Below are 25,132 nucleotides of genomic sequence, written 5' to 3'. Positions count from 1 at the left end.
GGAGAGCCCTATGCCGCGCTTTGCCGCCAACCTGTCCATGCTGTTTACCGAACAGGACTTTCTTGCCCGTTTCAAAGCGGCCGCCGACGCAGGTTTCGAAGGTGTCGAATACCTGTTCCCGTATGAATTCAGCTCCGCCGAGATCAAAGCACAACTGGACGCCAACGGCCTGACGCAAGTGCTGTTCAACTTGCCGGCCGGTGACTGGGCCAAAGGCGAACGCGGCCTGGCGTGCCACCCCGACCGCGTCGAGGAATTCCGCGCCGGGGTCACGCTGGCCATCGCCTACGCGCACGTGCTGGGCAATACGCAGATCAACTGCCTGGCGGGCATTCGTCCCGCCGATGTGGATGACGCAACCCTGCAAAAAACCTTCGTCGCCAACCTCAAATATGCTGCGCACGCGCTGCAAGCAGCGGGCATCAAGCTGGTGATGGAGATGATCAACACCCGCGATATTCCGGGCTTTTATCTGAACAACACCGCGCAAGCCCTGGCAATTCGCGAACAGGTCGGCAGCACCAACCTGTTCCTGCAATACGACATCTATCACATGCAAATCATGGAAGGCGACCTGGCCCGCACCCTGGCGGCGCATTTGGGCGCGATCAACCACATTCAACTGGCCGACAACCCAGGGCGCAATGAGCCAGGCACTGGCGAGATCAACTACCGCTTCCTGTTCAACCATTTGGACCGCATCGGTTATGCCGGCTGGGTCGGCTGTGAATACAAGCCGTTGACCACCACCGAAGCCGGTTTGGGTTGGCTCAACAGCCACCTCCCACAGTAGACCCACGAGGATATTGAACATGGCTAACATCGGATTTATCGGCACCGGAATCATGGGCGAACCCATGGCGGCGAACCTGCAAAAAGCCGGTCACCAACTGTTTCTGTCCGAACACCACGGCAAGGCTGCGCAAGCATTGCTTGATGCTGGCGCCGTGGCGCTGGCCAGCCCACAGCAGGTCGCGCAGCAAGCCGAGTTCATCATTGTGATGGTGCCCGACACCCCGCAGGTCGATGACGTGCTGTTCCGCGCAGAGGGTGTGGCCGCAGGCCTGGCACCGAACAAGGTGGTGATCGACATGAGTTCGATCTCGCCCACCGCCACCAAAACATTTGCCGCCAGAATCATCCAAACCGGCGCGCAGTACCTGGATGCGCCGGTGTCCGGTGGTGAAGTCGGCGCCAGGGCCGGCACCTTGAGCATCATGGTCGGGGGCACGCCGCAGACGTTTGAACGCGCCCTGCCGCTGTTTCAAAGTATGGGCAAAAACATCACCCTGGTCGGCGGCAATGGCGACGGGCAGACCGCCAAGGTCGCCAACCAAATCATCGTCGCACTGAACATTCAGGCAGTCGCCGAAGCGCTGTTGTTCGCCGCGAAGAACGGCGCCGACCCGGCCAAGGTGCGTGAAGCGCTGATGGGCGGCTTCGCTTCGTCGAAGATCCTCGACGTACACGGCGAGCGCATGATCAACGGCACCTTCGACCCGGGCTTTCGTATCAACCTGCACCAGAAGGACTTGAACCTGGCATTGGCTGGCGCCAAGGAACTGGGGATCAATTTGCCGAACACCGCCAGCACCCAGCAAGTGTTCAGCACCTGCGCGGCGATTGGCGGCGGCAACTGGGACCATTCCGCGCTGATCAAGGGGCTGGAGCATATGGCGAATTTTTCGATTCGCGATCAATAACCCTCCCACATTGGGTCCTGTTTGGCTGTCGACGTGGCAGCCCGCGTGGACAGCCCGTTCGAATCCCCCTAGGCTTGCTCGACATTCGATTCGGGCGGGATTTATGCGCAGCAACAACGACTGGCGTCAGCGGCTCTACGTCATGGTATTCCAGAGCGATACTGCCGCCGGGCGGCGCTTCGACAGCACCCTGTTACTGATCATCCTCGCAAGCCTGGTGATCGTAATCCTCGACAGCATCCAAACCGTCCACGACAACTACGCGAACGTGCTGGCCTACATCGAGTGGGGCTTCACCATCATTTTTGCCATCGAGTACGGGTTGCGCCTGTATTGCTCGCCTAAACCGTTGCGCTACGCCTTCAGCTTTTATGGGCTGGTGGATTTGCTTGCCATCGTGCCCGGTATCCTCGCGCTGTATTACAGCGACGCGCAGTACCTGCTGATCATCCGCATCATTCGGATGCTGCGAATTTTCCGTGTGCTCAAGCTCAGCCCGTATCTCAAACAAGCCAATTACCTGATGGCGGCGCTGCGCGGCAGCAAGCAGAAGATCGTGGTGTTCCTGGTCAGCGTGTGCACCCTGGTGACCGTATTCGGCACCCTGATGTACGTGATTGAAGGCCCGGCACACGGGTTTACCAGTATTCCCAAGGGCATCTATTGGGCCATCGTCACGCTGACCACCGTAGGCTTTGGCGACATCGTGCCGAAAACCCCGCTGGGCCAGGTGATTTCGTCGCTGGTGATGATCACCGGCTATTCGATCATCGCCGTGCCTACTGGCATATTCACCGCCGAACTGGCGAGCGCGATGCGCGGCGAACAACTGCAGCACGACTGCCCGGTGTGCAAAAAGAACAACCATGAGCCCAACGCGGCGTTTTGCTCACGCTGCGGCAATAATCTTTTCGCAAAATTGGAATAAGCACAGTTCGTTTTAATCTTTAAGCGTCTATGCAGGCCCGGCTATAGTCGCTGGCAAATTGCCCCCACGCAATCGACAACCTTCTCGAACAACAAGGAATGAGCAGTGAAAAAAATCCTCAGCGCGTCTCTCTTGGCCGCCGGCCTGGCCTTGGCCGGTGCCGTTCAGGCTGCACCGGTCACCCTGCTCAACGTCTCTTATGACGTGATGCGCGACTTCTACAAAGACTACAACGCCGCCTTCCAGAAACACTGGGAAGCCGAGCACCCGGACGACAAACTGACCTTGCAGATGTCCTTCGGCGGCTCCAGCAAGCAAGCCCGCTCGGTGATCGACGGCCTGCCGGCTGACGTCATCACCATGAACATGGCCACCGACATCAATGCCTTGGCAGACAACGGCAAACTGGTGCCCGACAACTGGGTCACGCGCCTGCCGAACAACAGCGCACCGTTCACCTCAGCCACCGTGTTTATCGTGCGCAAGGGCAACCCCAAAGCCCTGAAAGACTGGCCGGACCTGCTTAAAGATGGCGTGCAAGTGATCGTGCCTAACCCGAAAACCTCGGGTAACGGCCGCTACACCTACCTGTCGGCGTGGGGCTATGTGCTGAAGAACGGTGGCGACGAAGACAAAGCCAAGAAATTTGTTGGCGAGCTGTTCAAGCACGCGCCCGTGCTGGATACCGGCGGCCGCGCAGCCACCACCACGTTCATGACCAACCAGATCGGCGACGTGCTGGTGACTTTTGAAAACGAAGCGGAAATGATCGCGCGTGAGTTCGGCCGTGACCAGTTCGAAGTGATCTACCCAAGTGTTTCCGCCGAAGCCGAGCCGCCAGTGTCGGTGGTCGACAAAGTGGTCGAGAAAAAAGGCACCCGCGTGGCCGCCGAAAACTACCTGAAATACCTGTGGTCGCCGGAAGGCCAGGAAATCGCGGCCAACAACTACCTGCGCCCGCGTGACCCCAAGGTGTTGGCCAAGTACACCGACCGCTTCCCGAAAGTCGACTTCCTGTCGGTCGAGAAGACCTTTGGTGACTGGCGCACCGTGCAGAAAACCCACTTCAATGATGGCGGGGTTTTTGATCAGATTTACAGCGGTCAGTAAGCTCAAACTGTGAGAGGGGGCTTGCTCCCTCCCACACTTGGCCACATTTGGCTTTGGGTGTTGCCGTTACATCGGCGGTGTTACGCCGTCTTTACCGGCCGAAATAGCTTGAGCGGTGATGGTCCCGTCCGCGCCTTGCGCCGCAAACATCACCACCTTCACCCCCGGTTTGAGCAAGCTGCGATCCCCCGGTTCGAGGTTGACGATCGGCACATCCTCCGGCACCACGATCTTCTGCTCGCCGCCTTTGTATTTGACGGTCAAGGTGCGCCCGTTGCTGACCACCAGGTCGCCGACGGTGCCGTTGGTCATGCTGCTGCCTTCTTTCAAGTCGAATGCGCGATGCCCGTCACCCGTGCCGGCCATGGCCGGTGGAAATACGTGTACTTCGAGCGCAGTCAGGGTGCCGTCGGCGTTGGGCATGGCGGCGGAACCGATGTAGCTGCCAGGCTTGATCTCATCGATCCTGGCCAAGGTGACGGCGCGCACTTGGGTGTCTTTGGTCAGGTGCACGGTGACTTGTTCACCGCTGTTGACCTTGACGTGCATTGCGTCGCCGTCCATCGCGGTGATGGCGCCGCGTACGCCGACGCGCGGGGCGTCGGCGGCATTGGCGGCATTGGCCAAGCCCATCGCCATGGCCGCGGCGAGGGTTGAAGCCATAAGCATCTTGTTCAGCGTGATCTTCATGAACGTGGATTTCCTGTTTCGGCAGTTGTGCCTGAATGTATCATTGGCGTTCGACTCAACAATTAACGTTTCAGTCATTAATTCCCGGCATGAATGTTATCGATGCTGGCGCCCTACTCCCGCTGCGGCGTTGTCTTTACTCTCGCACGCCACCTTCCTTCGCTTTAACGAGAACACCATGAACGCTACTCCACCTGCTACAAGCACCATGACCCGAGGCATGGTGATGCTGTTTGCGTTCTGTTGCGGCGCCATTGTTGCCAACATCTACTACGCCCAACCGATTATCGAGCTGATCGCGCCGGACATTGGCCTCACCCCGGCGATGGCCAGCCTGATCGTATCGCTGACGCAAATCGGCTACGCGCTGGGCTTGTTCTTTTTGGTGCCACTGGGCGACCTGCTGGAAAACCGCAAGCTGATGATCACCACCACCGTAGTGGCCATCGCCAGCCTGCTGGGCGCAGCTATCACCGAGCAACCGAACCTGTTCCTGCTTGTGTCGCTGCTGATCGGTTTCAGTTCCGTCTCGGTGCAAATTCTGATTCCGCTGGCCGCCCACCTGGCCCCTGCCGAATCGCGTGGCCGCGTGGTCGGCAGCATCATGGGCGGCCTGCTGCTCGGTATCCTGCTGGCAAGGCCGGTGTCGAGCCTTGTGGCCGACCACTTCGGCTGGCGCGCGATGTTCATGGCCGCCGCCGCGTTGATGGCGTTTATCAGCGTGGTACTGCTGCTGACCATCCCCAAGCGACAGCCTGACCACAGCGCCAGCTACGGCCAACTGCTGCGCTCGCTGGGCACGCTGCTGCGGGAGCAACCAATATTGCGCCAACGCGCGTTCTATCAGGGCTGCATGTTCGCCGCCTTCAGCCTGTTCTGGACCGCTGCGCCTTTGGAACTGGCGCGCAACCACGGCCTGAGCCAAAGCCAAATCGCACTGTTTGCCCTGGTCGGTGCCTTGGGCGCCATCGCCGCGCCTGTCGCCGGCCGCCTCGCGGACGCTGGCCACACTCACCGCGCCTCGCTGGTGGCCATGCTGTTTGCCGCGTTGAGCTTTCTACCTGCCTTCGTGCACCCGCTGTACAGCGTGATCGGCCTGGCGGTCACCGGCGTGGTGTTGGACTTTTGCGTGCAGATGAACATGGTCCTCGGCCAACGCGCCATTTACACCCTGGACGCCAACAGCCGCAGCCGCCTGAACGCGCTGTACATGACCAGCATCTTCATCGGCGGTGCCTTCGGCTCGGCGATTGCCAGCAGCGTGTATCAACACGGCGGCTGGCTGGGCGTGGTGCTGATAGGCAGTGCCCTGCCGTTGATTGCATTATTGCGGTTCATGAGTGCGTCGCGGCAAACATCGGTCGCCACCGCCTGATTGCAGTCAAGAGCGCACCAACTTCTCCAAGGCCGCATCCGCCAGAAATGACGAGCGGCTTTTGACCTTGTGCTCGCGCACATAACGGTCGATTCGCTGGATGACATAACCGGGCAAGGTCACATTGACCTTCTCGGTCTTGCCCAGATAGGGCGAGATGTCCAACTCCAACATCCCCCAGCCCATCCCGGCGTAGTCTTCGTGGGCATGATGATTGGCCACTGACGTTGGCATCGGAATCACGCCGCCTTCGGCGGCTATTTCTTGCAACAGGATGTGCGCGACTTCGACCGCCGCGTTATAGGCCTCTTCAAAACTGTCCCCGGCGGTAACTGCGCCTGGGATGTCGGGGATCTGAATACCGGTGGCGGTGAAGTCATCGCCCCATTCAATACAGATTGGGTATTGCATGAATGCTCTCCTTAAAACTGAAGCAGCCCGGCGCGTTTCCTGATGCTGCTGACGGTGCCCATGGGCAGGTCTTTTTTCGGATGCGGCACCGGGATCGTGTACGGGTTATAGCGGTGAATAAAAACACGATGACTGCACGTGACCCGATCCAGTACCCAACCCGCCTCTTGCAGCTCCTTGATCAATAACCTGCTTTGCACCTCAGCCTCCTTGGCTTGGCCTGAATAAAAGTAACCCTAGAGTTATATTAATTCAAGCACAGGATAGCGAAAGCGGATTGACGGGTGTATTGCGGGATATTGGAAACCGGCTGACTTACTTCCAGGAAGGTTGGCTCTCTACCGCCGTGTGAAACCGTGGAATACGACCGTTAAGGGATGGCCAGTAGCTGAAGTGGCAAGCATCGGCCAGCCAATCAGGCTGGCTGCGAAGCAGCGCCAAGATGGCCTGTGAAGCAATCGCAAGCGCAAGGTGTTGACCAGGGCACTGATGGCGCCCCGAGCCGAAACTGAAGGTTCGCCGTTGCAAGCGCTCAAGCAAAAAGTGGTCGGCCTGCGGGTTTGCATGACTGTCGCGGTTGGCCGACGCCAACAGCACTAAAACGCTGTCCCCTGCCGCCAGTACCTGATTGCCAATCGTGCAGCGCTCGGCAACAAATCTTCGCGTGTTTTGCACTGGCGAATCGTAACGCGCCACTTCTTCCACCATCGCAGTTACCAACGCGGGCGTGCGCAGAACCCGTTCAACCAGATCAGGCCGACGAGCGAGCAGCACCAACGTGTTGCCAATCAAACCGGCGCTGGCTTCGCAAGTCTGCGACAACAGCCCGATCAGGTTGGCCGTCAATACTTCGGTATCATCCCAGCCAGCGCTGCGGATGTGCGCCAGCAATTCGGCTTCTGCCAATACCTCACTGAACAGGCGGTTCAACTGCGATGCGCCGTCGTCAGCGTTACGCAATTGAGCGTCGCTGCTGAGCGGTGAGAGGCAGGCGACAAAAGCGCGCGTCAGCCCGGCGATAGTCGCCAACTGGTGCACTGGAAACCCCAGCAGCGACGCGACCACCGAGACCGGCAGCGTGAACATCAGTGCATTGAGGTTAGCCACGCTGTCGAGCAGTCGACCCACCGCATCTGCAACAGATTGCACGCCTATAGCGGTCAGTGCAGGCTCAATCGCCGCCCTCGGGCAGCGATGGGCAGCGCCCTCGTTCATGCGCATCAATCGCGCAAAAACCTGCCCGGCCGGCCTTGCGCAATGGCCTTGGGCACCGGCTCGTGCGGCGGGCGCACGCGACAGTCAGGATGCGCCAGCACCGCCTCAACCGTCCGGGCACGGCTGGCGATCCACAGGCCTAGATCAGCATCAAAACTCAATTCGCCCTGGCGCCTCAGGCGTGCGTAATACGCATAGGGATCAGCATGGGTAGCGGCTTGCAGCGGTGTCATTCAGTACGTCCTGTTCTCGAAGAAGCGCTACTATCCGCCCGCTGACAAGGCAATGATTCGTTCAGGAACGAAATATGTACGCCCATGATAATGACGCGGCGCTGTCGCAAGTCGCCGGTGCGATTGCAGAACCTGCGCGCACAAAAATGCTCTGCGCGCTGATGGATGGCCATGCGCGCACCAGCACCGAGATGGCCGTAATTGCCGGGGTGAGCACGTCCACCGCCAGCGCCCACTTGGCCAGGCTTAAGGAAGATGGCCTGATCAAGCTGCTCACTCAGGGCAGGCATCGTTACTACAGCCTCGCCGACGCGCGTATCGCCCAGGCAATCGAAGGCTTGATGGTGATCAGCCGCAATACCACCCACGCATTCGTCGCCACCACGCCCAGCCGCTTGCAGTTCGCACGCACCTGCTACGACCACATGGCCGGCACGCTGGCGGTGCAGCTTCATGACCATTTCATCGCGTGCGGCTGGCTGACTGGCGACAGCACTTACCAGCTCACCACGCCCGGTGAAAAAGCCATGCTGGAACTCGGCCTCGATGTGCCAGCACTGCGCGCGCAGCGACGGCGGTTTGCCTGTTCGTGCCTGGACTGGAGCATGCGCCGCCCGCACCTGGCCGGCGCTTTGGGCGCGGCAGTTTTACAGAATGCGATTACGCGTGATTGGCTGACTCAGGACATGGACAGCCGCGCGTTGGGCGTCACGCCCAAAGGCCGTAAAGCGTTAGCGAGCCGGTTTGGCATAGGAGTATGAGAACACTTCAGGTGCACGCCGAGTGCGCGTGAAGCCAGCACAGCAAGCGCTCGACCGTATGCTCAAGCGGGCCGGAATTATCCAGCACCAATAATTCGCAACCCTTGCCCGCGGTCACCTCAGCCGTGAACCGCGCATTACGCGCCAGGCGCGCGTCGATGTCCGCCAACGACTCGCGCCCGCGGGCTATCAAGCGCTCGCGCAACACGCCTTGATCCACTGTCAGCAGCAACACCAGCAATGTGGGGTAACGCTCACGAGTCTGCGCCAAGTGCGCGCGCGAGCCATTGACCAGCACGTCGTCACCCGCCGCCAGCCACGCGTCGATGACCTTGGGAATGCCATAGGCCAACCCATTCGCGTGCCAACTGAGAGCAAACGCGCCCTCGGCCTGCATCGCGGCAAACTGCTCCGGGCTCACGCCTTGGGCCGCTTCGCCGGCAGCTTCCGCCGAGCGGGTTATCACACGGCGCACGATGCGGCAGCCACGCTCGGCCAAGCGCGGGCGTGCGGCATCCAGCAGGCTGTCCTTGCCCGAACCCGAGGGTCCGATGAGATAGATCAACCTGCCTGCCATTAAAATACCCTCTTCGCCTGGTGCCAGATGTGATGCATTACAAAAAGCCGTTCGCGGCTTGTGGCCTCAGTATCCAGCATAAACCGGAAGATGGGCGTGAAGATCTGCCCTACACCGATTTCAGGTTGCGTCTGATCAACCTCGCCGCTAACCTTCGCGGGTCGCTGCAAAATCAGCGAACGGGTGTGGAAGCCCGAACTCTCCAGGCGTATAAGCGCCCATAGCCTTTAGTGGGCGCTTTTTTCATCACTCCCGGAGCATCCGTATGAAAAAAGTAACGCCTGACCCACTGTCGTCCACCTCGGAAATCACCCCACAATCTCCACCTCAAACAATCTTCACCGTCCGCCCCGGCCTCAGCACCGAAGCTGCATTAAGCAACGCCAGCGAGATGCTTGAATCGGCGACTGTGTGTGCTTACGACTGCGCCGAGCATCTGGCTGGCTCAGGTCGCAAGCAAGTGCTGGCGGTGGTGCAGATGATTGAGATTGCACAGTTGTTGGTGAATGAAGCACTGAATCGGGAGTGCCCAGTAGCCTGACCGCTGAGCAGATCCCCTGTGGGAGGGGGCTTGCTCCCGATGGCGGTGTGTCAGCTGGATATTCACCCACTGAACCACCGCCATCGGGAGCAAGCCCCTCGCCACCGAGACTCTAAGGGCACGCGTAAACTTAGCGGGAGCCAAAAAGTATGGAAGACAACACTCAATGAGCATCGTCAAGGCTTGCCCTGTAGTCCTTCGAACCAAGCAATCTTTGGAAATTCTGGTTTTCGAACATCCCCTGGCTGGCTTCCAACTGGTCAAAGGCAGTGTAGAAAGCGGCGAAACCACAGCCGCCGCCGCTATTCGCGAGTTGCATGAAGAAGCGGGAATAACCGGCAACTTCATTCGGGAATTAGGAACCTGGCATGCAGAGATCACAGGGGACACTTGGGCATTTCACCAGTGCCAGATCTCGGCAGACCTTCCAGAGAGCTGGGTCCATTTCACCAAGGATGATGGAGGCCATCAGTTTCGATTTTTCTGGCATCCATTGAGCAGCGAACTCACCCAGGAGTGGCACCCGATTTTTCAGGGCGCGATGGCCTTTTTGAGGACTCGAGTAAGATGAGCCGTTTCTTAGTGACTTTCCAAAGGAGATATGAGCGGGGGCGCTGCAACGCTGAAGTCCTCTAAAACCAGCATCTCTCCATTTGAAAGCTGCCAATTAAAAAAATCCGAAAAGTCAGCTCGCCCTAACGCGCGAATCACCTTTGCTACAAAGCCATGGGCCACTAACAACACGACGGACTTTGGATAGAGCCCCGCCAGTTCGACCAGACCTTGGTGCACTCGGGCGACCACCTGCGCAATCGACTCGCCACCTGTTGGCCCAACCGTCCATTGCCGCGTGATGTTTTGCACCCATAGCAGCGGATGCATTGCCTTTGCTTCTGCCTGATTCAGCCCTTCAAATACGCCAACGTCACGCTCGCGAAAGCCGTCCATCGTCAGTGATTCAAGGTTCAAGTCATGGTTAAGAATCTGCGCGGTTTGCTGCGCCCGTAAGCGTGGGGAGACGATCATTACATCGATTCCGCAGGGTAGTTTCTTGCTGAGCGAGAAGGCTTGTTCCCTGCCCCGTTCGGTCAGTTCCGGATCGAGTGCGCCTAGATAGCGGTGCTCGGCATTAGCCCAGGTTTCACCGTGGCGTACGACATAGAGGTCCATGAAGCCCGTCTCGTTAAAAGGGAAAGAGGAATACAGATAACAAAGTCTTGGTGCTTCCGCGACTTTTCCTACGAACTCTGTGGCTTGCAGTTGCTATAAGTCACCGTTAGCCTTTCGCAGTCGCTGCTCATCAGCGATCGGGCTTGATCGCCCGGGTTAGAATGGCGCACAGTGCCGCGCAAGCGGCATTATCGTGCTCGCGTTATGGCGGGCTGTGCATGGGAGGGCTTAGGCCCTGCCGGGTTTCCATTCCCTGGTCGACCAACCTGCGTACAGCTCGCTACACCCGGAAAAAGTAATTGAACCCACGCACCATCCGGTGCAGACATCGCCTGAAATTACACGGACGTTATTAGTTAATGGACTCCTCACGAAGTGCCATGCCGACGCTGGCACCTGTGGTACAACACCCAAGCGGTTTGAAGAGCTCGCTCCGCCTTTACGGGTTGGTTCGTATAGTGGGAAGCAGCGATACCCCAGCCCGCGCGCCAGTCGAGATTCTTTGCACACCCTGCGGTAAGGGTAATGCCGTACAAGCATTCGTGTCGCGATTGGACGCCGAGCTAGTCGCCCGCTCAATGCTAACCAGCGGCTACCGCGTCATCCCTTTAGCCCGATTCGATCCCACTGATGTTATTCACGCCCACCAGGGCTGGCTCAGCGTCTTTCTGTGCTGCGGACTGAGTTCACAGGGTGGCTCCCTGTACCTCGAAAGTGGTGGATTAAAGAGCCTTGGTTGGTTTGTCCACACACAGACCGGCCCGTGGACCCCCGGTCGATTTTTGCATTGGGGTGAGGAAGTCGCGCAGATACTGCTTGATGCCTACCGCAGCGTTGGCATGCCCAATTACAACGAGTGGCTAAACCAGCTCGATGATTACTCAACTTACGCCATGGATAACTGCGTTGAGATCGCATGGCGAGCACTTGAGGACTGCAGTCCGACCCAAGAAAACCATCGAGCTATGTACAACCTCATGGATGAAAGCTGGCGACTTTCAGAAATCCCGATTGACCTCTTCTCCCCCCTGTGAATAGCTGAAAAGGACGTTCTCATGAGTGGCAAACCTGCTGCGCGCATCACAGACCCTACAGCGTGCCCAGTTCCGGGTCACGGTACCAATTCGCTGGTAACCGGCTCATCAGATGTGATCTTCGAAGGCTTGGGCGCTGCCCGCTTAAACGACACTTCAGCTTGCGGAAGCCCGATTACCAGCGGCGTATCTTCAACTGTTTTTATCAATGGTTTCAATGCCGCCACCGTCGGCAGCGTTGGCGCTCATGGCAACACTGTAACGGCAGGCGCCAGCACCATCATTATCGGTGACACCTTTGTGCCAGCGCCCTTCAGTGGGTTATCGTCGATGCCGGTACACTTCAGCGACAAGATAAAATTGGTCGACGAAGCTACGGGTGAACCCATGCCCAACCATGCTTACTGTATCCAGCGCGCTAACGGTAGCATTGAACATGGCGTCAGTGATGCGCTGGGCTACACCCATGTAGTGAGTTCGCATCTGGCTGAAAGTATCAAATTATTTTTGGAAGATTGAGAGCATGGAAGCAGAGAAAATAATTTTACCTAATGGCAACACTGCAAGTCTGGCGGCAACGCACACATTGACAGCGGTGAACGATCCACAAATAAAAATCGTACCTGTACCTGCGACTAAACCTATTATTTTTTACATTGGTGGCGCTGGAGACCAAGAAAGCTATTACTCTCAAGGTGCTTTTCACAACATCGATGATGTCGACTTGCTGATGTCAAAAAGGATGGCAGTCGCACAACTTTCCGAAAAATACACAAAATACGTATGGGGATATAATGAAGCGCGTGGGGGGCGCGACATTAAAGAACACATCACCAATCTCATTCCTAGCAAGTCGTGCCCTATCTATATAGTCGGACACAGCCTAGGCGCGTGGAATGGCGCTCACCTCTCAAAGATGCTGTCTGATGAAGGTTACAAAATCGCACTTCTAATAACCTTAGACCCTGTAGGAAAAGGATTTTTGGTGTGGTTAGGTTCTGATATCTACTACTCTGAACCAGCTCCAGTGGCTGACATGTGGATCAATATCCGCGCTAACCCAGTGAAGCCAGATGCGTCAGACCACGTTGCAAACTTTGGAGAACGCTGGATTGTGAGCCAAGGCCCAGCGATCAATACCACAGTAAACATACATCACGCGTTTGCGAGTCACATGATGGTTGCACCGATCCAGGGTACAAAATGTGCTCTGGACTTCCTTTATGAAGCGTACGTGAAAAATATAAAATGATTAAACTTAAAAAGTTACTAATATTCGCCACTGCACTGATTTTCAGCGCATGCGCTCGGACACCAAACATACCGCCGGCATCATTAACATTTAAAGGGTTTGAACGCCGTGAAGACTCGCTACTTTACGTGACGCTGGAATCAGATCAAAACCTGAGCAAAGTCTTCACCCTCTATGAAAAAAAGAACCAGAATACGCCTAAACTTGTATGCACGTTGAATCACGATAAGAATTTCGATGTAAACCATACAATTAAAGCGCGAGGCGTAGGCCTCCTGGAAGCTGATGCCACACCCAATAACACTGGGAAATTTTACTTCCGGTCTTCGCTATCATTCAATGCGACCGAAGAGCGAGAGGTACCTATCCCAACCTCAATCACCTCGGGCGCCGTATTGGAGAATCTGTTAGCGGGACAACAGAGCATCCCCTGCCAGGTGTACATCACTGCTTATGGATTCAAAGCTTATTACACCAATACTGTGTATATTCCTACCGCAGAACTGATTACACATCTAAAAAAATAAGCAGTGCGGCTGAACACCCCCATTAATTGCTTAATGACCGCTACTTTTCCGGAAGCAATAATTTCGCCTGAATATGCTCTATTACTTTTTGCCGGCGTTACTTGCGTAGGACTACGCAAGGTGACGCGGAGCGTCACGGGGTGTATTCCCACGCAGAGCATGGGAACAATAATAGCTGCGCTCCACAGTTGCCCTGGGGTGTTTGAAGGGTTGTATTTCAAGGCCAAAAAAAGGCGACCCTAGGTCGCCTTTTGTCATTGCGCGTACTGCTTGCTCAACCCAGGCGGCACGCCTTGCACGTTGGTCTCTTCCCATGGGCCGTTCGGGCTGATCGAGCGGCTCCAGCCGTTGGTCCAGCGGTAATACGTGCGCTGGCGGTAGAAGGTGTCGGGTTGTTCTTCCAGCACGTACACCTGCATCTTGCCGTCCCAGTGGCTGGCGGCGCCCGGTGGCGGGGCGAAGGTTGGCGACGAACTTGGCAATGCTTTCGGTGGCGGGGTTACCGGGGCCGAGGGTTGGGTGCTCGGCTGGGTCGACGGGCCGGACGGCGGAATGGTCGGGCCGGTGGGCGCGGGAGGTCGGTGGACCGCACAGGCGCTCAGGCCCAATACCAGGCTGAGCAGGGTGATTCGTGCGAGTGCGGTCATGGGCGTTTCCTCGAATTTATTTATCCGGACGGTCGATGGTCAGCTGCTGCGTGGCAGTGGTGGTGCTGGCCAAGGGTTGGCTGCGGCCGATCCACTCGCCAGCGGTCGGTTGACCTGCCCGGGATATGCGCGCAACCAGTTGGACTTCGGCGAAGTTCGACAGTTTCAACTGCGGCATCATCGCGTCGCTATCGCCGAGTTCGACGGTGATGGGCAGCTCGGCGACGCTGACGCGTTTGGCCGCTAACGGCGCAGGTGGGCCGTTTACCGCGCGGGCAAAGATGAACACGCTGTCACTCGGCAGGGCGTTGGCTTTTACCTCGCTGGACAGGTCTACGCGCACTTTGATCACGGCTTTTTGCGCGACGCTGCCGCCGTTTTCCTTGAGCTTTTCGGCCGCGCGGTCGATGCCGCCTTGCAGCGCGACGCGCGAGTTATCTTCCGGCGCCAGTTGGGCCAACAAGCGGTTCCAGTAGTCGATGGCTTCCTGGTAGCGCTGGCCTTCAAAGGCGGCGATGCCGAGCAGGCCCAGGCTGGTGACTTCTTTGGGGTCGAGCTTCAAGGCTTCATCGGTCAACGCCTGCACCTTGGGCGACCACTGTTTATTGTCGGCAAAGTACTGCGCCTGCGCCCACTGGCCGAGCAGTTCCGGCTGGCGCCCGGCTAACGCGACGGTGCGTTCGAAGATTTTCGCGGCATCGGCGGAGCGGTCCTGCGCCATGTAGGCGCGGCCGAGGAAGTAGAGGCCTTCCGGCGAGTCCGGTTGCGCGGCGGCGGCGCGTTCCAGGCGGTGGGTCATGTCTTGCATGGACACCGGCGGCTGGGAGAATTCGCGGGTCAGTTCGACCTTGTCGCTGGCCCCGTAATGCAGGTACAGCGCAACGCCCAAAATCGGCACCAGAAACGCCGCCAAAAACGGCAGCGGTTTGCCCAGGCGCGATTCGCGAGGTTTTTCCACTCCTTCAGTGTCGGCCAACAATTCACGCGCAGCTTCGGCGCGGCCAGTGTCGAGTTGCGCGGCGTTGAGCACACCTTCGTCCTGCTGCACTTGCAGCTCGGCCACGCGTTCCTGGTAAAGCGCCACGTTCAGCGCGGTGCGGTCCTCATCACGCTGGGCACGGCGGCCGCGCAGCACAGGGATCAACAGAAAACTCAGGGCAATCAGGAGCAGCAAGCCGGCTGCCAGCCAAAAATCAATCATCAGTCTGGGTGTCCAGCAATTGGTCGAGGCGTTTACGCTCTTCAGGGGATACGCGTCGGAGCCATCGGTAGGCGCGGCGCGGCGACGGCGGACGATCACGGCCATGACGACAACACCGGCCAACAATAGCCCGGCGGGGCCGAACCAGAGCAGCGCGGTCTTGCCGGTGAGCGCCGGTTTGTAGCGCACAAAATCACCGTAGCGGTCGACCATGAAGTCGATGATCTGCTGGTTGTCCTTGCCCTCTCCCAGCATGCGGAAAATCTCTTTGCGCAGGTCGGCGGCGATGGGTGCGTTGGAGTCGGCGATGTCCTGGTTCTGGCACTTGGGGCAGCGCAGCTCTTTGGTCAGCTCGCGAAAGCGCTCGCGCTCGGCGTCGTTGGCGAATTCATAGGTGTCGATGGCGGCGTGGGCAACACTGGCCAAGCCCAGCGCCAGAACCGCAGCGGCTAACAGGCGCTTCATGGTTTGGCCTCATCGACCAGCGCCTGGTACTTGGCGGCGAGTTGTTCACGCCAGACCACTTCGTCGATCACGCCGACATACTTGTCGCGGATCACGCCTTTGGCGTCGATGAAGAAGGTTTCCGGAGCGCCGTACACACCGAGGTTGAGGCCAAGGTTGCCGTCTTCATCGCGAATGTCCAACTGGTACGGGTTGTGAAATTCAGCCAGCCACTTGCGCGCCGCTGCATTGTCGTCCTTGTAGTTGATGCCGTAGATCAGCACGCCTTTCTCGGCCAGCGCATTGAGCACCGGGTGTTCGACGCGGCACGAGATGCACCAGGTCGCCCACACGTTGACCACTGCCGGTTTGCCCAACAGGTCCGCTTGAGTCAGGGTTTTGTCGCCCTGCACGGTCGGCAGCGTGAACGCCGGGAATGGCTTGCCGATCATCGCCGACGGCAGCTCTGCCGGGTCCAGATAAAGGCCGCGATACAGGAACACCGCCACCACCAGAAACACTGCCAGCGGCATAACCATCAACCAACGCTTCATGCCGGCGCTCCTGAAAGGCCGAGGGCTTCACGCACCCGGCTCTTGACCTTGACCCGATAACGCCGGTCCATCGCAGCCAGCAAACCACCGAAACCGGTGAGCAAACCGCCGAACCAGATCCAGCGCACGAACGGTTTTACATGCACACGCACCGCCCACGCGCCGTCGCCCAGCGGTTCACCCAGCGCTACGTAGAGGTCACGGGTGAAACCGGCGTCGATGCCGGCTTCAGTCATCATTGAACTCTGCACGGTGTACAGGCGTTTTTCCGGGTGCAGCACCGCCACTTCCTTGCCGTTGCGGACTACGCGTACGGTGCCTTTGTCCGACGTGAAGTTTGGGCCTTCGAAGTGCTTGGCGCCTTCGAAGATGAAGTGGTAACCGGCCAGGTCCATCGACTCGCCCGGTGCCAGGCGCAGGTCGCGCTCGGCGCTGTTCTGGCTGGAAAGCACCACGCCAAGCGCGCACACGGCGATGCCAATATGCGCGACTTGCATGCCCCAGTAGCTGCGGGTCAGGCTTGGTAAACCTTTGATCAGGCCTTTGTGGCGGGTTTTGTCGACGATGTCGCGCAGGCCGGCGAGCATGACCCAAGCGGCGAGCAGGAAGGTCGCGAGTACCGCCCAGTTGAAGTCGCCGTAGGCAAAGCCTGCGATCACCGCCAAGGCCACACTGCCCAGCAGCACCGGCATCAGCATGCCCGCCAGCCATTTCACCGGGGTGTCTTTCCAGCGCACCAGCATGCCCACGGCCATCACCACCATCAAAAGGCCCATCAACGGAATAAACAACGCGTTGAAGTACGGCGGGCCAACCGACAGCTTGGCGCCGCTGAGGGCATCCAGTACCAGCGGATACAGCGTGCCGAGCAGGATCATCGACGCCGCCACCACCAGCACCAGGTTATTGCCCAGCAACAGGGTTTCCCGCGACCACAGGTTGAAGCCCACATGGCTCTTGACCACTGGCGCGCGCAGGGCGAACAGCGTCAGTGAGCCGCCGACCACGAACAGCAGGAAAATCAGGATGAATACGCCGCGCGCCGGGTCGGAGGCAAACGCATGCACCGAGGTCAAAACCCCCGAACGCACGAGGAAAGTACCGAGCAGGCTGAGGGAAAACGCCGCGATGGCCAGCAGCACTGTCCAGCTTTTGAACACGCCGCGCTTTTCGGTGACGGCCAGCGAGTGAATCAGCGCGGTGCCGACCAGCCACGGCATAAAGGAGGCGTTTTCCACCGGGTCCCAGAACCACCAGCCGCCCCAGCCGAGTTCGTAATAGGCCCACCACGAGCCCAGCGTGATGCCGATGCCGAGGAAGGCCCAGGCGACGATGGTCCACGGCCGCGACCAGCGCGCCCATGCGGCATCAAGGCGCCCGCCGAGCAAGGCAGCGATGGCGAAGGCAAAGGCTACCGAGAAACCCACATAACCCATGTAGAGCATCGGCGGGTGCACGATCAGGCCAATGTCTTGCAGCAGCGGGTTAAGGTCATGCCCGTTGACCGGTATCTGCGGCAGGATGCGCGTGAACGGGTTGGAGGTCATGATCAGGAACAGCAGGAAGCCGATGCTGATCATGCCCATCACCGCCAGCACCCGCGCCAGCATGACTTGCGGCAGTTGGCGCGAGAACACCGACACGGCGAAAGTCCAGCCACCGAGGATCAACGCCCACAGCAGCAACGACCCTTCGTGCGCGCCCCACACGGCGCTGAACTTGTAGTACCAAGGCAGCGCGCTGTTGGAGTTATTAGCCACATAGGCGACGGAAAAGTCGTCGGTCATGAAGGCGTAGGTCAGGCAACCAAACGCGAACACCAGGAACGTAAATTGGCCCCAGGCGGCCGGCTGCGCGAGGCTCATCCACAGTCGGTCGCGCGCCAGGCGCCGAGCAACGGGACCACGGCCTGGACGACGGCGAAACACAGGGCGAGGATCATCGCCAACTGGCCCAGCTCCGGAATAAACAGTGCAGAGGTCATGGTTCAGCCCTCCCTGGCTGGGGATGCAGGAGTAGAAGGTGCCGACTGGCCGCTGTCTTTCAGGGCTTTGGTGACTTCCGGCGGCATGTATTTTTCGTCGTGTTTGGCCAGCACTTCATCGGCCACCACCACGCCATCGGCATTCAGCTTGCCCAGCGCGACGATGCCCTGACCTTCGCGGAACAGGTCCGGGAGAATGCCGCGATAGGTGATGGTCACGGACTTGCTGAAGTCGGTGACCACAAAGGTGACGTCGAGGGAGTCGCCGGAGCGTTGCAGTGAACCCTTCTCGACCATGCCACCGGCGCGAATGCGCTTGCCCAGCGGGGCTTCGCCGTTGGCGATTTGGGTCGGGGTGTAGAACAGGTTGATGTTCTCTCGCAGGGCGCTCATCGCCAAGCCCACGGCAAGGCTCACCCCCGCGAGAATGGCGAGGATGATCAACAGACGCTTTCTACGCAGCGGATTCACTTTTCGGTCTCCCGGCGCAGACGACGCGCCTCTTGTTGCAGGTAACGCTTGCGGGCCAGGATCGGCGCGGCGACGTTGAGGGCCAGCACTGCCAGGCAGATGCCATAAGCCGTCCAGACATACAGGCCGTGATGGCCCATGGCGATAAAGTCACTGAAAGACGCAAAACTCATCCACGCGCTCCCAGGCTTTCCTGCACGTGTGCCTTGACCCAACTGGCGCGGGCTTCACGCTTGAGTATTTCAAGGCGCATGCGCATCAACAGCACGGCGCCGAAGAAGCAGTAGAACCCCAGCACCATCACCAGCAGCGGCGCCCACATTTCGACGGGCATAGCCGGTTTTTCGGTAAGGCTGAAGGTGGCGCCCTGGTGCAGCGTGTTCCACCACTCCACCGAGTATTTGATGATCGGGATGTTGATCACGCCGACGATCGCCAGCACCGCGCAGGCCTTGGCGGCGCTGTCGCGGTTACTGATCGCATTGCCCAACGCGATCAGGCCGAAGTACAGGAACAGCAGAATCAGCATCGAGGTCAGGCGCGCATCCCACACCCACCACGAACCCCAGGTCGGTTTGCCCCAGATCGCGCCGGTGACCAGCGCCACGGCGGTCATCCACGCACCGACCGGTGCGGCGCATTGCAGGGCGACGTCCGCCAGCTTCATCTTCCACACCAGGCCGACAACGCCGCACACCGCCAGCATCACGTAGCAGGACTGCGCCAGCATCGCGGCGGGAACGTGGATATAGATGATGCGAAAGCTGTTGCCTTGCTGGTAGTCCGGCGGCGCGAAGGCCAGGCCCCAGACCAGGCCGATGCCGATCAGCAGTAAGGCGGCGAGGCTCAACCACGGCAGCAGCTTGCCGCTGATGCCGTAAAACCACTTGGGCGAGCCGAGCTTGTGAAACCAGGTCCAGTTCATTGCTGTTTCCATCACGGGTGCTTGCCGTCTTGGCGGCAAGCTTAGGGTGTTTCTTATGTTGAAGAGCGGGTTAAGGTTACAACGCTTAACCAGACCTGATTCATTCGCCGACGCTGATCTTCAGGCCGGCGGCTATAGCAAAGGGAGTCAGGGTTACCGCCAGGGCGGCCAGGCTGCCAAGCCACAAGAGGTAACCGCTCGCCGGCATGCCCATGAGCGCGGCTTGCAAAGCACCGCTGCCCAAAATCAACACCGGGATGTACAAAGGCAGAATCAGCAGCGCCAGCAACAGGCCGCCGCGCTTCAAACCCACAGTCAGCGCCGCGCCCACTGCGCCCAACAGGCTGAGCGTCGGCGTGCCGAGCAACAATGACAGCAGCAACACTGGCAAGCATTCGGTCGGCAACCCTAGCATCATCGCCAGCAACGGTGAGAGCAACACCAGCGCCAAGCCGGAGAACGCCCAGTGTGCCAGCACCTTGGCCAGTACCAGAAGTGGCAGCGGGTGCGGCGAAAGGACCCACTGTTCGAGGGAACCGTCTTCGAAATCACTGCGAAACAGCCCGTCCAGCGAGAGCAGCACCGATAACAGCGCGGCGACCCACACCAGCCCTGGAGACAAGGTTTGCAACAGTTTGGTCTCGGGGCCGACCGCCAACGGGAACAGCGCAATAACGATGGCAAAGAACACCAAAGGGTTGGCCAGTTCGGCCGGGCGACGGCACAACAACCGTGCTTCGCGGGCCACCAGCAGGGCAAACACACTCACAGCGACCACCGGCCCAAATCGAGGTCACGGTAACCGGCGGGCATGCGCGCCAAGGTGTGATGGGTGGTGAGCACCACCAGGCCGCCCTGCTCGCAGTGCCGGGCCAGGTGTTCTTCAAGTTGGGCGACGCCGTGTTTGTCGAGGGCGGTGAACGGCTCGTCGAGAATCCACAGCGGCGGGCCGGGCAAGTACAAACGGGCCAGGGCCACGCGGCGCTGTTGGCCGGCAGACAAGGTGTGACAGGGCTGGTCTTCAAAACCCTTGAGGCCGACCGCGGCCAGCGCCTGCCAGATAGCGTCACGGCCAGCCGGGTGATGCAGGGCGCTGAGCCAAACGAGGTTTTCTTCGGGCGTCAGCACGTCCTTGATGCCAGCGGCGTGGCCGATCCACACAAGGTTGCGCGCCAGTGTGCTGCGTTGTTCGGTGAGGGGTTTACCGTTGAGGCGTACTTCACCGGCGGTCGGCTGCATCAAACCGGCCAGCAGCCGCAACAGGCTGGTCTTGCCACTGCCGTTCGGGCCGCTGATTTGCACCATGTCGCCGCCCGCCAAACGCAGTTCGAGGTGTTCGAAGAGCATCCGCAGGTCGCGTTCACAGGCAAGCGCTACGGCTTCAAGAAGAGGGCTGGTCAAGAGATAGCGGGCCTTTACGGTTCAAGTCGGCGGTGTAGCAGCCGTTATAGAGATGCACAATACCGGCTTTGGCGACCGATTTTAGAGAGCTGGATCAAATAGTTGTGAGGTTTTTGCCGCTCTCGTCGCACAGGAGCGGCATTATACATGCGATGCCCTGCTCTAAAGAGCGCAATTTGCCCAGAGACGACGCGCACGATGACCGGTGAGATCAACCTTCCTACGCTGCCGCCTGCCCCGGCCACCGGGCCTGCGCCGCTGCCCGCCAGCGGCGAGTTGCTGAAACTGCTGGAACCGCAGACCGGGCTGATCGACCCTGGCAAAACCGCAAACGCCGAGGTGATTGCGCTTAAACAAGGCGGCGATGCGTTTCAGTTGTTGCTCAAGTTGACCCTCGAAGGTGGCCGCCAGACATTGGTCCAAGCGAGCAGCGCGCAGCCGCTGCCGTTGGGCAGTAACGTGGCCGTTAGCCAAACGCCCACCGGCAACCTGACCCTCTCGTTGCAGCAAGCCTTGAGCGCCAACGTGGCCGCACTCACCCGCATCGACACCACGCAAATGCCGGTGGGCACGCTGTTGCAAGGCAAGGTGCTGACCACGCAAATGCTGCCTCAGGGCACGGCGCAACCGGCGGTCTACCGCTCGCTGGTGACAGTGCTCAATAACGCCCTAGCCGGTGCGAGCCTGACCGTGGAAAGCCCGCAGCCACTGCGGGTCGGCAGTTTGCTCAGCGCGGTGGTGCAGAGCGCACAGACCTTGAATTTTGTGCCGCTGAGCGGGCGCCAGGATCAATTGGCCGTCACCCAGCAACTCTCCACCCAGCAAAGTCGCCAAGGCTCACTGGACGTGGTGTTTAACGCCTTGCAAAACCTGCCTGGCGATGACAGTACGTCCACCGACCTGCGTGCTGCGGCCGACCGTTTGCTCGCGGCCTTGCCCGACCTGGCACAAGTCAGCAACCCCAAGGTGCTGGCACAGTTGGTACAGAACAGCGGTGCGTTTCTTGAAGCCAAATTGCTGGTCGGGCAAAACCCGCAAATACCCCCGTTGGACATGAAAGGCGCCCTGCTGCGGCTGGTCGCCGACTTGCTGCCTGCGCTGCCCGCCGGTACCAACCTCAATGCCATCCTCGCCGCCAATACCCTGGCCCAAGTGATGCCGAATTTTGTGCGCAACCCGCTGAATACCCTCGGGCAGATCGGCGCCCGGCAAGCCCCCGCAGGTTTCCCGCTGCCGGCACGGCTGGTGGCGCGCCTTGAAGGCGAAGGCGACCTGGAAAACCTGCTGCGCCTCGCCGCAGGGGCGATCTCGCGGTTGCAGAGCCATCAGTTGTCGAGCCTGGAACAAACCGGCTTGACCGCCGATGGTCGGCTGCAAAGCACCTGGCAGTTGGAAATCCCGATGCGCACCTTGCAGGACATCGTGCCGTTGCAGCTCAAGTTCCAGCGCGAAGAACCGGCGCCAGACAAGAACACGCCCGAACGCAAAGACAAGAAAGACCCCAAACAGATGCTCTGGCGCGTCGAGCTGGCGTTCGACATGGAGCCGTTGGGGCCGTTACAGGTTCAGGCGCAATTGACGCAGGGCAAACTGTCCAGCCAGCTCTGGGCCGCTCGGCCGTTCACGGCCAGTTTGATCGAAAGCCACCTAGGCAGTTTGCGCGAGCGCCTGGTGACCTCGGGCATCAACGTCGGTGACCTCGATTGCCACCTCGGCACCCCGCCACGCGGGCCAAAAACCGGGCTGGAGCAACGTTGGGTGGATGAAACGGCATGAACAACACTGACCCGCCGCGCCAGGCAATTGCCCTCAAATACGACGGCCAGCAAGCGCCGACTCTGACGGCCAAAGGCGACGATGCCTTGGCTGAAGCGATTTTGAAGTTGGCGCGGGAAAATGAAGTGCCGATCTATGAGAACGCCGAGCTGGTGAAACTGCTCGCGCGAATGGAGTTGGGCGACAGCATCCCCGAGGAGTTGTACCGCACAGTCGCTGAGATCATTGCGTTTGCCTGGACGCTGAAAGGCAAGTTCCCGGCAGGGTACGACCCGAATGCGGCGCCAGTGGAGCGGGACGTGACCGAACGCGGGGATGATTACTAACCCGCAGCCGGCCGCTAACTGTGGCGAGCGGGCTTGCCACACAAGCCCGCCTGCCATCAAAGCCGGCAGGTCAGTTGAGGATGTCGCTCAGCGGGATAAAGTTGACCCGATCGCCTGGCGCCAGCGTCGTACCTTCCAGCACTTCCACAAACCCTTGCGCCCATGCCGCGCTGCGCAGCACGCCGGAGCTTTGGTTGCGATAGATGATCGCCTTGCCCTGCTCGATGCGCGCACGCAGGTATTCGCGGCGGTTGCCAGGCTTGGGCCAGGTGAACCCTACCGGCACTTCGAAGCGCAGCGGCGCCACGTCTTGCACGCCTTGGCGGCGTAGCAGGTAAGGCCGCGCCAACAAGGCGAAGGTCACCAGCGTCGACGCCGGGTTACCGGGCAGGCCAATCACAGGCACACCCCGGAAATGGCCGAAGGTCAGCGGCTTGCCGGGCTTGATCGCGAGCTTCCACAGGGCCAGCTCGCCCTCTTCGCGCAGCGCGATGCCGAGGAAGTCCGCCTCACCCACCGACACACCGCCGGTCGATAGAATCAAGTCAACACTGCCCAGCTCCGCCAGCCGTGTGCGGGTTTTTTCGAGGTCATCCGGCAGAATCCCGGCATCGATCACTTCACAGCCCATGCGCGCCAGCCCACTGCACAGCACGCGGCGGTTGCTGTTGTAGATCTGACCCGGGCCCAGCGGCAAACCGGGCTCGACCAACTCGTCGCCGGTGGACAGCACCGCCACGCGCACGCGGCGCACCACGCTCAGACGATCACGCCCGAGGGAGGCGGCCAAGCCCAGCTCGATTGGCCCCAAGCGCGTGCCGGCTTGCAACACCAACTCGCCAGCGGTGGTTTCCTGGCCTTGGGGGCGGATGTTTTGGCCTACCTGCAACGGCTCGGTAAAACTCACGCGCTCATCGGCGTGAACCACGGCGTTTTCCTGCATCTCTACACAATCTGCGCCTTCGGGCACCGGCGCGCCGGTAAAAATGCGCGCGCAGGTGCCAGCGGCCAATGGCTGCGGCGCCTGACCGGCGAAGATGCGCTGGCTCACCACCAGCGGCTCGCCGGCCCAGTCCGCCAGGCGCACGGCGTAACCGTCCATGGCGCTGTTGGGCCAGGGCGGCAGGTCGAGGGTGGAGATCAGGTCTTGCGCCAGTACGCGGCCATCACCTTGCGCCAGCGGCACGCTGTCCTGTTCGCTGATCGGCGTGGCGTCGGCCATCGCCAGCAGTTGCGCCAGCGCGTCTTCTACCGGCAGCAAGTTGCCGGTTTTGCCAGGCTTACCCACGGGACTGGCAGGGTTCGGCCTGCTTCAAGTGCGGCACGAAGTTGCACGGGCGGTGCCGGTTATCCAGTTGCTCGGCGAGGATGCCGTCCCAGCCGGTACGCACTGCGTTGGTCGAGCCCGGCAGGCAGCACACCAGCGTGCCATTGGCCAGGCCAGCGAGGGCACGCGATTGCACGGTAGAGGTGCCAATATCGGCCACGGAGATCTGGCGGAACAGTTCGCCAAACCCGTCGACCTGTTTGTCCAGCAGGCAGCTCACCGCTTCGGGCGTGCTGTCGCGGCCGGTGAAGCCGGTGCCACCGGTGATCAGCACCACTTGCACCACGTCTTCGGCGATCCAGTGGGCCACTTGCGCGCGAATTTTGTAGAGGTCGTCTTTGAGCAACACGCGCTCGACCAGGTGATGGCCGGCGGCAGTCAGGCGGTCGACGAACACCTGGCCGGAGGTGTCGGTGTCCAGCGTGCGGGTGTCGCTGACGGTCAGTACAGCAATATTCAGGGGTACAAAGGGCGCATCAGCCTTGGCGTTCATGGCTCGGTCCGGTTGTCGAAGGAACAGCCCGATGTTATATCACAGGCCCCTGTTTA

General features: G+C 59.9%; 29 protein-coding genes and 3 pseudogenes. 14 read left to right on the top strand and 18 right to left on the bottom strand.

Annotated elements, in window-relative coordinates; translation table 11 throughout:
• Positions 1-10 precede the first annotated feature (10 nt).
• The 4 genes from hyi to F0169_RS18755 all read left to right on the top strand — a co-directional run bounded on the left by hyi (position 11) and on the right by F0169_RS18755 (position 3,741).
• On the top strand, positions 11-793 hold the full coding sequence (gene hyi / locus F0169_RS18770) for a hydroxypyruvate isomerase (protein WP_152747311.1): 783 nt from the start codon (positions 11-13) through the stop codon (positions 791-793).
• 19 nt (positions 794-812) lie between these two features.
• Positions 813-1,703 carry a 2-hydroxy-3-oxopropionate reductase gene (locus tag F0169_RS18765; RefSeq protein ID WP_152747310.1) on the top strand — a complete coding sequence of 297 codons (891 nt, stop codon included), beginning with the start codon at positions 813-815 and terminating at the stop codon, positions 1,701-1,703.
• Between the two features lie 103 nt (positions 1,704-1,806).
• The gene (locus F0169_RS18760) at positions 1,807-2,631 is read left to right on the top strand and encodes an ion transporter (protein WP_152747309.1); all 825 of its coding nucleotides are present in this window, start codon (positions 1,807-1,809) and stop codon (positions 2,629-2,631) included.
• A gap of 105 nt (positions 2,632-2,736) precedes the next feature.
• Complete coding sequence (locus tag F0169_RS18755; RefSeq protein ID WP_172979482.1) at positions 2,737-3,741, top strand: sulfate ABC transporter substrate-binding protein; 1,005 nt, start codon at positions 2,737-2,739, stop codon at positions 3,739-3,741.
• Between the two features lie 66 nt (positions 3,742-3,807).
• Here F0169_RS18755 and F0169_RS18750 read toward each other — a convergent pair whose 3' ends face one another.
• On the bottom strand, positions 3,808-4,431 hold the full coding sequence (locus F0169_RS18750) for a DUF5666 domain-containing protein (RefSeq protein WP_122251116.1): 624 nt from the start codon (positions 4,429-4,431) through the stop codon (positions 3,808-3,810).
• A 178-nt stretch (positions 4,432-4,609) separates the two neighbouring features.
• Here F0169_RS18750 and F0169_RS18745 point away from each other — a divergent pair, with 178 nt between their 5' ends.
• Entirely contained in the window at positions 4,610-5,806 is a 1,197-nt protein-coding gene (locus tag F0169_RS18745) for an MFS transporter (protein WP_152747308.1), read from the top strand.
• A 6-nt stretch (positions 5,807-5,812) separates the two neighbouring features.
• Here the strand turns inward: F0169_RS18745 and F0169_RS18740 are convergent, their stop codons facing one another.
• From F0169_RS18740 to F0169_RS18730, 3 genes and pseudogenes are all read right to left on the bottom strand, one after another.
• On the bottom strand, positions 5,813-6,217 hold the full coding sequence (locus tag F0169_RS18740) for a type II toxin-antitoxin system HicB family antitoxin (protein WP_053130578.1): 405 nt from the start codon (positions 6,215-6,217) through the stop codon (positions 5,813-5,815).
• Between the two features lie 11 nt (positions 6,218-6,228).
• Entirely contained in the window at positions 6,229-6,417 is a 189-nt protein-coding gene (locus F0169_RS18735) for a type II toxin-antitoxin system HicA family toxin (RefSeq protein WP_058411742.1), read from the bottom strand.
• Positions 6,418-6,532: 115 nt separating this feature from the next.
• Positions 6,533-7,665: pseudogene (locus F0169_RS18730) on the bottom strand (cytochrome P450).
• Positions 7,666-7,739: 74 nt separating this feature from the next.
• On the opposite strand from F0169_RS18730, the gene F0169_RS18725 reads away from it, so the two are divergent.
• Entirely contained in the window at positions 7,740-8,426 is a 687-nt protein-coding gene (locus F0169_RS18725; protein WP_152747307.1) for an ArsR/SmtB family transcription factor, read from the top strand.
• Positions 8,427-8,433: 7 nt separating this feature from the next.
• Here the strand turns inward: F0169_RS18725 and phnN are convergent, their stop codons facing one another.
• On the bottom strand, positions 8,434-9,003 hold the full coding sequence (gene phnN / locus F0169_RS18720) for a phosphonate metabolism protein/1,5-bisphosphokinase (PRPP-forming) PhnN (protein ID WP_152747306.1): 570 nt from the start codon (positions 9,001-9,003) through the stop codon (positions 8,434-8,436).
• Between the two features lie 265 nt (positions 9,004-9,268).
• On the opposite strand from phnN, the gene F0169_RS18715 reads away from it, so the two are divergent.
• Together F0169_RS18715 and F0169_RS18710 are read left to right on the top strand one after the other, a co-directional pair.
• On the top strand, positions 9,269-9,544 hold the full coding sequence (locus tag F0169_RS18715; RefSeq protein ID WP_152747305.1) for a DUF6124 family protein: 276 nt from the start codon (positions 9,269-9,271) through the stop codon (positions 9,542-9,544).
• A 166-nt stretch (positions 9,545-9,710) separates the two neighbouring features.
• Positions 9,711-10,115: an NUDIX hydrolase gene (locus tag F0169_RS18710; protein ID WP_152747304.1), complete on the top strand. Its 405-nt coding sequence runs from the start codon at positions 9,711-9,713 to the stop codon at positions 10,113-10,115.
• An 8-nt stretch (positions 10,116-10,123) separates the two neighbouring features.
• Here F0169_RS18710 and F0169_RS18705 read toward each other — a convergent pair whose 3' ends face one another.
• Positions 10,124-10,714 carry a histidine phosphatase family protein gene (locus F0169_RS18705; protein ID WP_152747303.1) on the bottom strand — a complete coding sequence of 197 codons (591 nt, stop codon included), beginning with the start codon at positions 10,712-10,714 and terminating at the stop codon, positions 10,124-10,126.
• Between the two features lie 380 nt (positions 10,715-11,094).
• Here F0169_RS18705 and F0169_RS18700 point away from each other — a divergent pair, with 380 nt between their 5' ends.
• The 4 genes from F0169_RS18700 to F0169_RS18685 are packed head-to-tail and all read left to right on the top strand — an operon-like array spanning position 11,095 to position 13,527.
• Complete coding sequence (locus F0169_RS18700; protein ID WP_152747302.1) at positions 11,095-11,748, top strand: hypothetical protein; 654 nt, start codon at positions 11,095-11,097, stop codon at positions 11,746-11,748.
• A gap of 21 nt (positions 11,749-11,769) precedes the next feature.
• Positions 11,770-12,267, top strand: a complete 498-nt coding sequence (locus F0169_RS18695; protein WP_152747301.1) for a PAAR domain-containing protein — start codon at positions 11,770-11,772, stop codon at positions 12,265-12,267.
• Between the two features lie 4 nt (positions 12,268-12,271).
• Positions 12,272-13,000, top strand: a complete 729-nt coding sequence (locus tag F0169_RS18690; RefSeq protein ID WP_152747300.1) for an alpha/beta hydrolase — start codon at positions 12,272-12,274, stop codon at positions 12,998-13,000.
• On the top strand, positions 12,997-13,527 hold the full coding sequence (locus tag F0169_RS18685; RefSeq protein ID WP_152747299.1) for a hypothetical protein: 531 nt from the start codon (positions 12,997-12,999) through the stop codon (positions 13,525-13,527). Before F0169_RS18690 ends, F0169_RS18685 begins: the two co-directional genes overlap by 4 nt.
• Positions 13,528-13,781: 254 nt before the next feature.
• Here F0169_RS18685 and F0169_RS18680 read toward each other — a convergent pair whose 3' ends face one another.
• From F0169_RS18680 to ccmA, 10 genes and pseudogenes are all read right to left on the bottom strand, one after another.
• Positions 13,782-14,174 carry a hypothetical protein gene (locus F0169_RS18680; RefSeq protein ID WP_152747298.1) on the bottom strand — a complete coding sequence of 131 codons (393 nt, stop codon included), beginning with the start codon at positions 14,172-14,174 and terminating at the stop codon, positions 13,782-13,784.
• 16 nt (positions 14,175-14,190) lie between these two features.
• Positions 14,191-15,375, bottom strand: a complete 1,185-nt coding sequence (gene ccmI / locus F0169_RS18675) for a c-type cytochrome biogenesis protein CcmI (protein WP_152747297.1) — start codon at positions 15,373-15,375, stop codon at positions 14,191-14,193.
• Positions 15,368-15,840, bottom strand: a pseudogene (locus F0169_RS18670) (cytochrome c-type biogenesis protein). The gene ccmI and the pseudogene F0169_RS18670 overlap by 8 nt, the downstream one beginning before the upstream one ends.
• Entirely contained in the window at positions 15,837-16,373 is a 537-nt protein-coding gene (locus F0169_RS18665) for a DsbE family thiol:disulfide interchange protein (RefSeq protein WP_152747296.1), read from the bottom strand. Before F0169_RS18665 ends, F0169_RS18670 begins: the two are co-directional and overlap by 4 nt.
• Positions 16,370-18,357 (bottom strand): annotated as a pseudogene (locus F0169_RS18660) (heme lyase CcmF/NrfE family subunit). Before F0169_RS18660 ends, F0169_RS18665 begins: the two are co-directional and overlap by 4 nt.
• A gap of 3 nt (positions 18,358-18,360) precedes the next feature.
• Positions 18,361-18,828, bottom strand: coding sequence for a cytochrome c maturation protein CcmE (gene ccmE / locus F0169_RS18655; protein ID WP_058411751.1), 468 nt, complete (start codon positions 18,826-18,828; stop codon positions 18,361-18,363).
• Positions 18,825-19,001: a heme exporter protein CcmD gene (gene ccmD, locus F0169_RS18650; protein ID WP_058411752.1), complete on the bottom strand. Its 177-nt coding sequence runs from the start codon at positions 18,999-19,001 to the stop codon at positions 18,825-18,827. Before ccmD ends, ccmE begins: the two co-directional genes overlap by 4 nt.
• On the bottom strand, positions 18,998-19,753 hold the full coding sequence (locus F0169_RS18645) for a heme ABC transporter permease (protein ID WP_058411753.1): 756 nt from the start codon (positions 19,751-19,753) through the stop codon (positions 18,998-19,000). Before F0169_RS18645 ends, ccmD begins: the two co-directional genes overlap by 4 nt.
• Positions 19,754-19,853: 100 nt before the next feature.
• A complete protein-coding gene (gene ccmB / locus F0169_RS18640; RefSeq protein WP_172979480.1) occupies positions 19,854-20,522 on the bottom strand; it encodes a heme exporter protein CcmB in 669 nt (222 codons plus the stop codon).
• Entirely contained in the window at positions 20,519-21,154 is a 636-nt protein-coding gene (gene ccmA, locus F0169_RS18635; RefSeq protein ID WP_058411755.1) for a cytochrome c biogenesis heme-transporting ATPase CcmA, read from the bottom strand. The genes ccmB and ccmA overlap by 4 nt, the downstream gene beginning before the upstream one ends.
• 198 nt (positions 21,155-21,352) lie before the next feature.
• Between ccmA and fliK the strand changes: the two genes are divergently transcribed.
• On the top strand, positions 21,353-22,930 hold the full coding sequence (gene fliK / locus F0169_RS18630) for a flagellar hook-length control protein FliK (RefSeq protein WP_152747295.1): 1,578 nt from the start codon (positions 21,353-21,355) through the stop codon (positions 22,928-22,930).
• Positions 22,927-23,256: an EscU/YscU/HrcU family type III secretion system export apparatus switch protein gene (locus F0169_RS18625; protein WP_058411757.1), complete on the top strand. Its 330-nt coding sequence runs from the start codon at positions 22,927-22,929 to the stop codon at positions 23,254-23,256. The genes fliK and F0169_RS18625 overlap by 4 nt, the downstream gene beginning before the upstream one ends.
• A 70-nt stretch (positions 23,257-23,326) precedes the next feature.
• Here F0169_RS18625 and F0169_RS18620 read toward each other — a convergent pair whose 3' ends face one another.
• Positions 23,327-24,544 carry a molybdopterin-binding protein gene (locus tag F0169_RS18620; RefSeq protein WP_172979479.1) on the bottom strand — a complete coding sequence of 406 codons (1,218 nt, stop codon included), beginning with the start codon at positions 24,542-24,544 and terminating at the stop codon, positions 23,327-23,329.
• The gene (moaB, locus tag F0169_RS18615) at positions 24,537-25,076 is read right to left on the bottom strand and encodes a molybdenum cofactor biosynthesis protein B (protein ID WP_152747294.1); all 540 of its coding nucleotides are present in this window, start codon (positions 25,074-25,076) and stop codon (positions 24,537-24,539) included. The genes F0169_RS18620 and moaB overlap by 8 nt, the downstream gene beginning before the upstream one ends.
• Positions 25,077-25,132: the final 56 nt, after the last annotated feature.

The organism is Pseudomonas kitaguniensis (assembly GCF_009296165.1).
Classification (GTDB): Bacteria; Pseudomonadota; Gammaproteobacteria; order Pseudomonadales; family Pseudomonadaceae; genus Aquipseudomonas; species Aquipseudomonas kitaguniensis.
This window is presented reverse-complemented; position numbering and strand designations above follow the sequence as displayed.

Bases quoted from the DNA above. Each gene is read 5' to 3' on its own strand.
- hyi (WP_152747311.1), top strand. From the start codon at position 11: ATGCCGCGCTTTGCCGCCAACCTGTCCATGCTGTTTACCGAACAGGAC.
- F0169_RS18765 (WP_152747310.1), top strand. From the start codon at position 813: ATGGCTAACATCGGATTTATCGGCACCGGAATCATGGGCGAACCCATG.
- F0169_RS18760 (WP_152747309.1), top strand. From the start codon at position 1,807: ATGCGCAGCAACAACGACTGGCGTCAGCGGCTCTACGTCATGGTATTC.
- F0169_RS18750 (WP_122251116.1), bottom strand. From the start codon at position 4,431: ATGAAGATCACGCTGAACAAGATGCTTATGGCTTCAACCCTCGCCGCG.
- F0169_RS18745 (WP_152747308.1), top strand. From the start codon at position 4,610: ATGAACGCTACTCCACCTGCTACAAGCACCATGACCCGAGGCATGGTG.
- F0169_RS18740 (WP_053130578.1), bottom strand. From the start codon at position 6,217: ATGCAATACCCAATCTGTATTGAATGGGGCGATGACTTCACCGCCACC.
- F0169_RS18725 (WP_152747307.1), top strand. From the start codon at position 7,740: ATGTACGCCCATGATAATGACGCGGCGCTGTCGCAAGTCGCCGGTGCG.
- phnN (WP_152747306.1), bottom strand. From the start codon at position 9,003: ATGGCAGGCAGGTTGATCTATCTCATCGGACCCTCGGGTTCGGGCAAG.
- F0169_RS18715 (WP_152747305.1), top strand. From the start codon at position 9,269: ATGAAAAAAGTAACGCCTGACCCACTGTCGTCCACCTCGGAAATCACC.
- F0169_RS18710 (WP_152747304.1), top strand. From the start codon at position 9,711: ATGAGCATCGTCAAGGCTTGCCCTGTAGTCCTTCGAACCAAGCAATCT.
- F0169_RS18705 (WP_152747303.1), bottom strand. From the start codon at position 10,714: ATGGACCTCTATGTCGTACGCCACGGTGAAACCTGGGCTAATGCCGAG.
- F0169_RS18700 (WP_152747302.1), top strand. From the start codon at position 11,095: ATGCCGACGCTGGCACCTGTGGTACAACACCCAAGCGGTTTGAAGAGC.
- F0169_RS18695 (WP_152747301.1), top strand. From the start codon at position 11,770: ATGAGTGGCAAACCTGCTGCGCGCATCACAGACCCTACAGCGTGCCCA.
- F0169_RS18690 (WP_152747300.1), top strand. From the start codon at position 12,272: ATGGAAGCAGAGAAAATAATTTTACCTAATGGCAACACTGCAAGTCTG.
- F0169_RS18685 (WP_152747299.1), top strand. From the start codon at position 12,997: ATGATTAAACTTAAAAAGTTACTAATATTCGCCACTGCACTGATTTTC.
- F0169_RS18680 (WP_152747298.1), bottom strand. From the start codon at position 14,174: ATGACCGCACTCGCACGAATCACCCTGCTCAGCCTGGTATTGGGCCTG.
- ccmI (WP_152747297.1), bottom strand. From the start codon at position 15,375: ATGATTGATTTTTGGCTGGCAGCCGGCTTGCTGCTCCTGATTGCCCTG.
- F0169_RS18665 (WP_152747296.1), bottom strand. From the start codon at position 16,373: ATGAAGCGTTGGTTGATGGTTATGCCGCTGGCAGTGTTTCTGGTGGTG.
- ccmD (WP_058411752.1), bottom strand. From the start codon at position 19,001: ATGAGTTTTGCGTCTTTCAGTGACTTTATCGCCATGGGCCATCACGGC.
- F0169_RS18645 (WP_058411753.1), bottom strand. From the start codon at position 19,753: ATGAACTGGACCTGGTTTCACAAGCTCGGCTCGCCCAAGTGGTTTTAC.
- fliK (WP_152747295.1), top strand. From the start codon at position 21,353: ATGACCGGTGAGATCAACCTTCCTACGCTGCCGCCTGCCCCGGCCACC.
- F0169_RS18625 (WP_058411757.1), top strand. From the start codon at position 22,927: ATGAACAACACTGACCCGCCGCGCCAGGCAATTGCCCTCAAATACGAC.
- moaB (WP_152747294.1), bottom strand. From the start codon at position 25,076: ATGAACGCCAAGGCTGATGCGCCCTTTGTACCCCTGAATATTGCTGTA.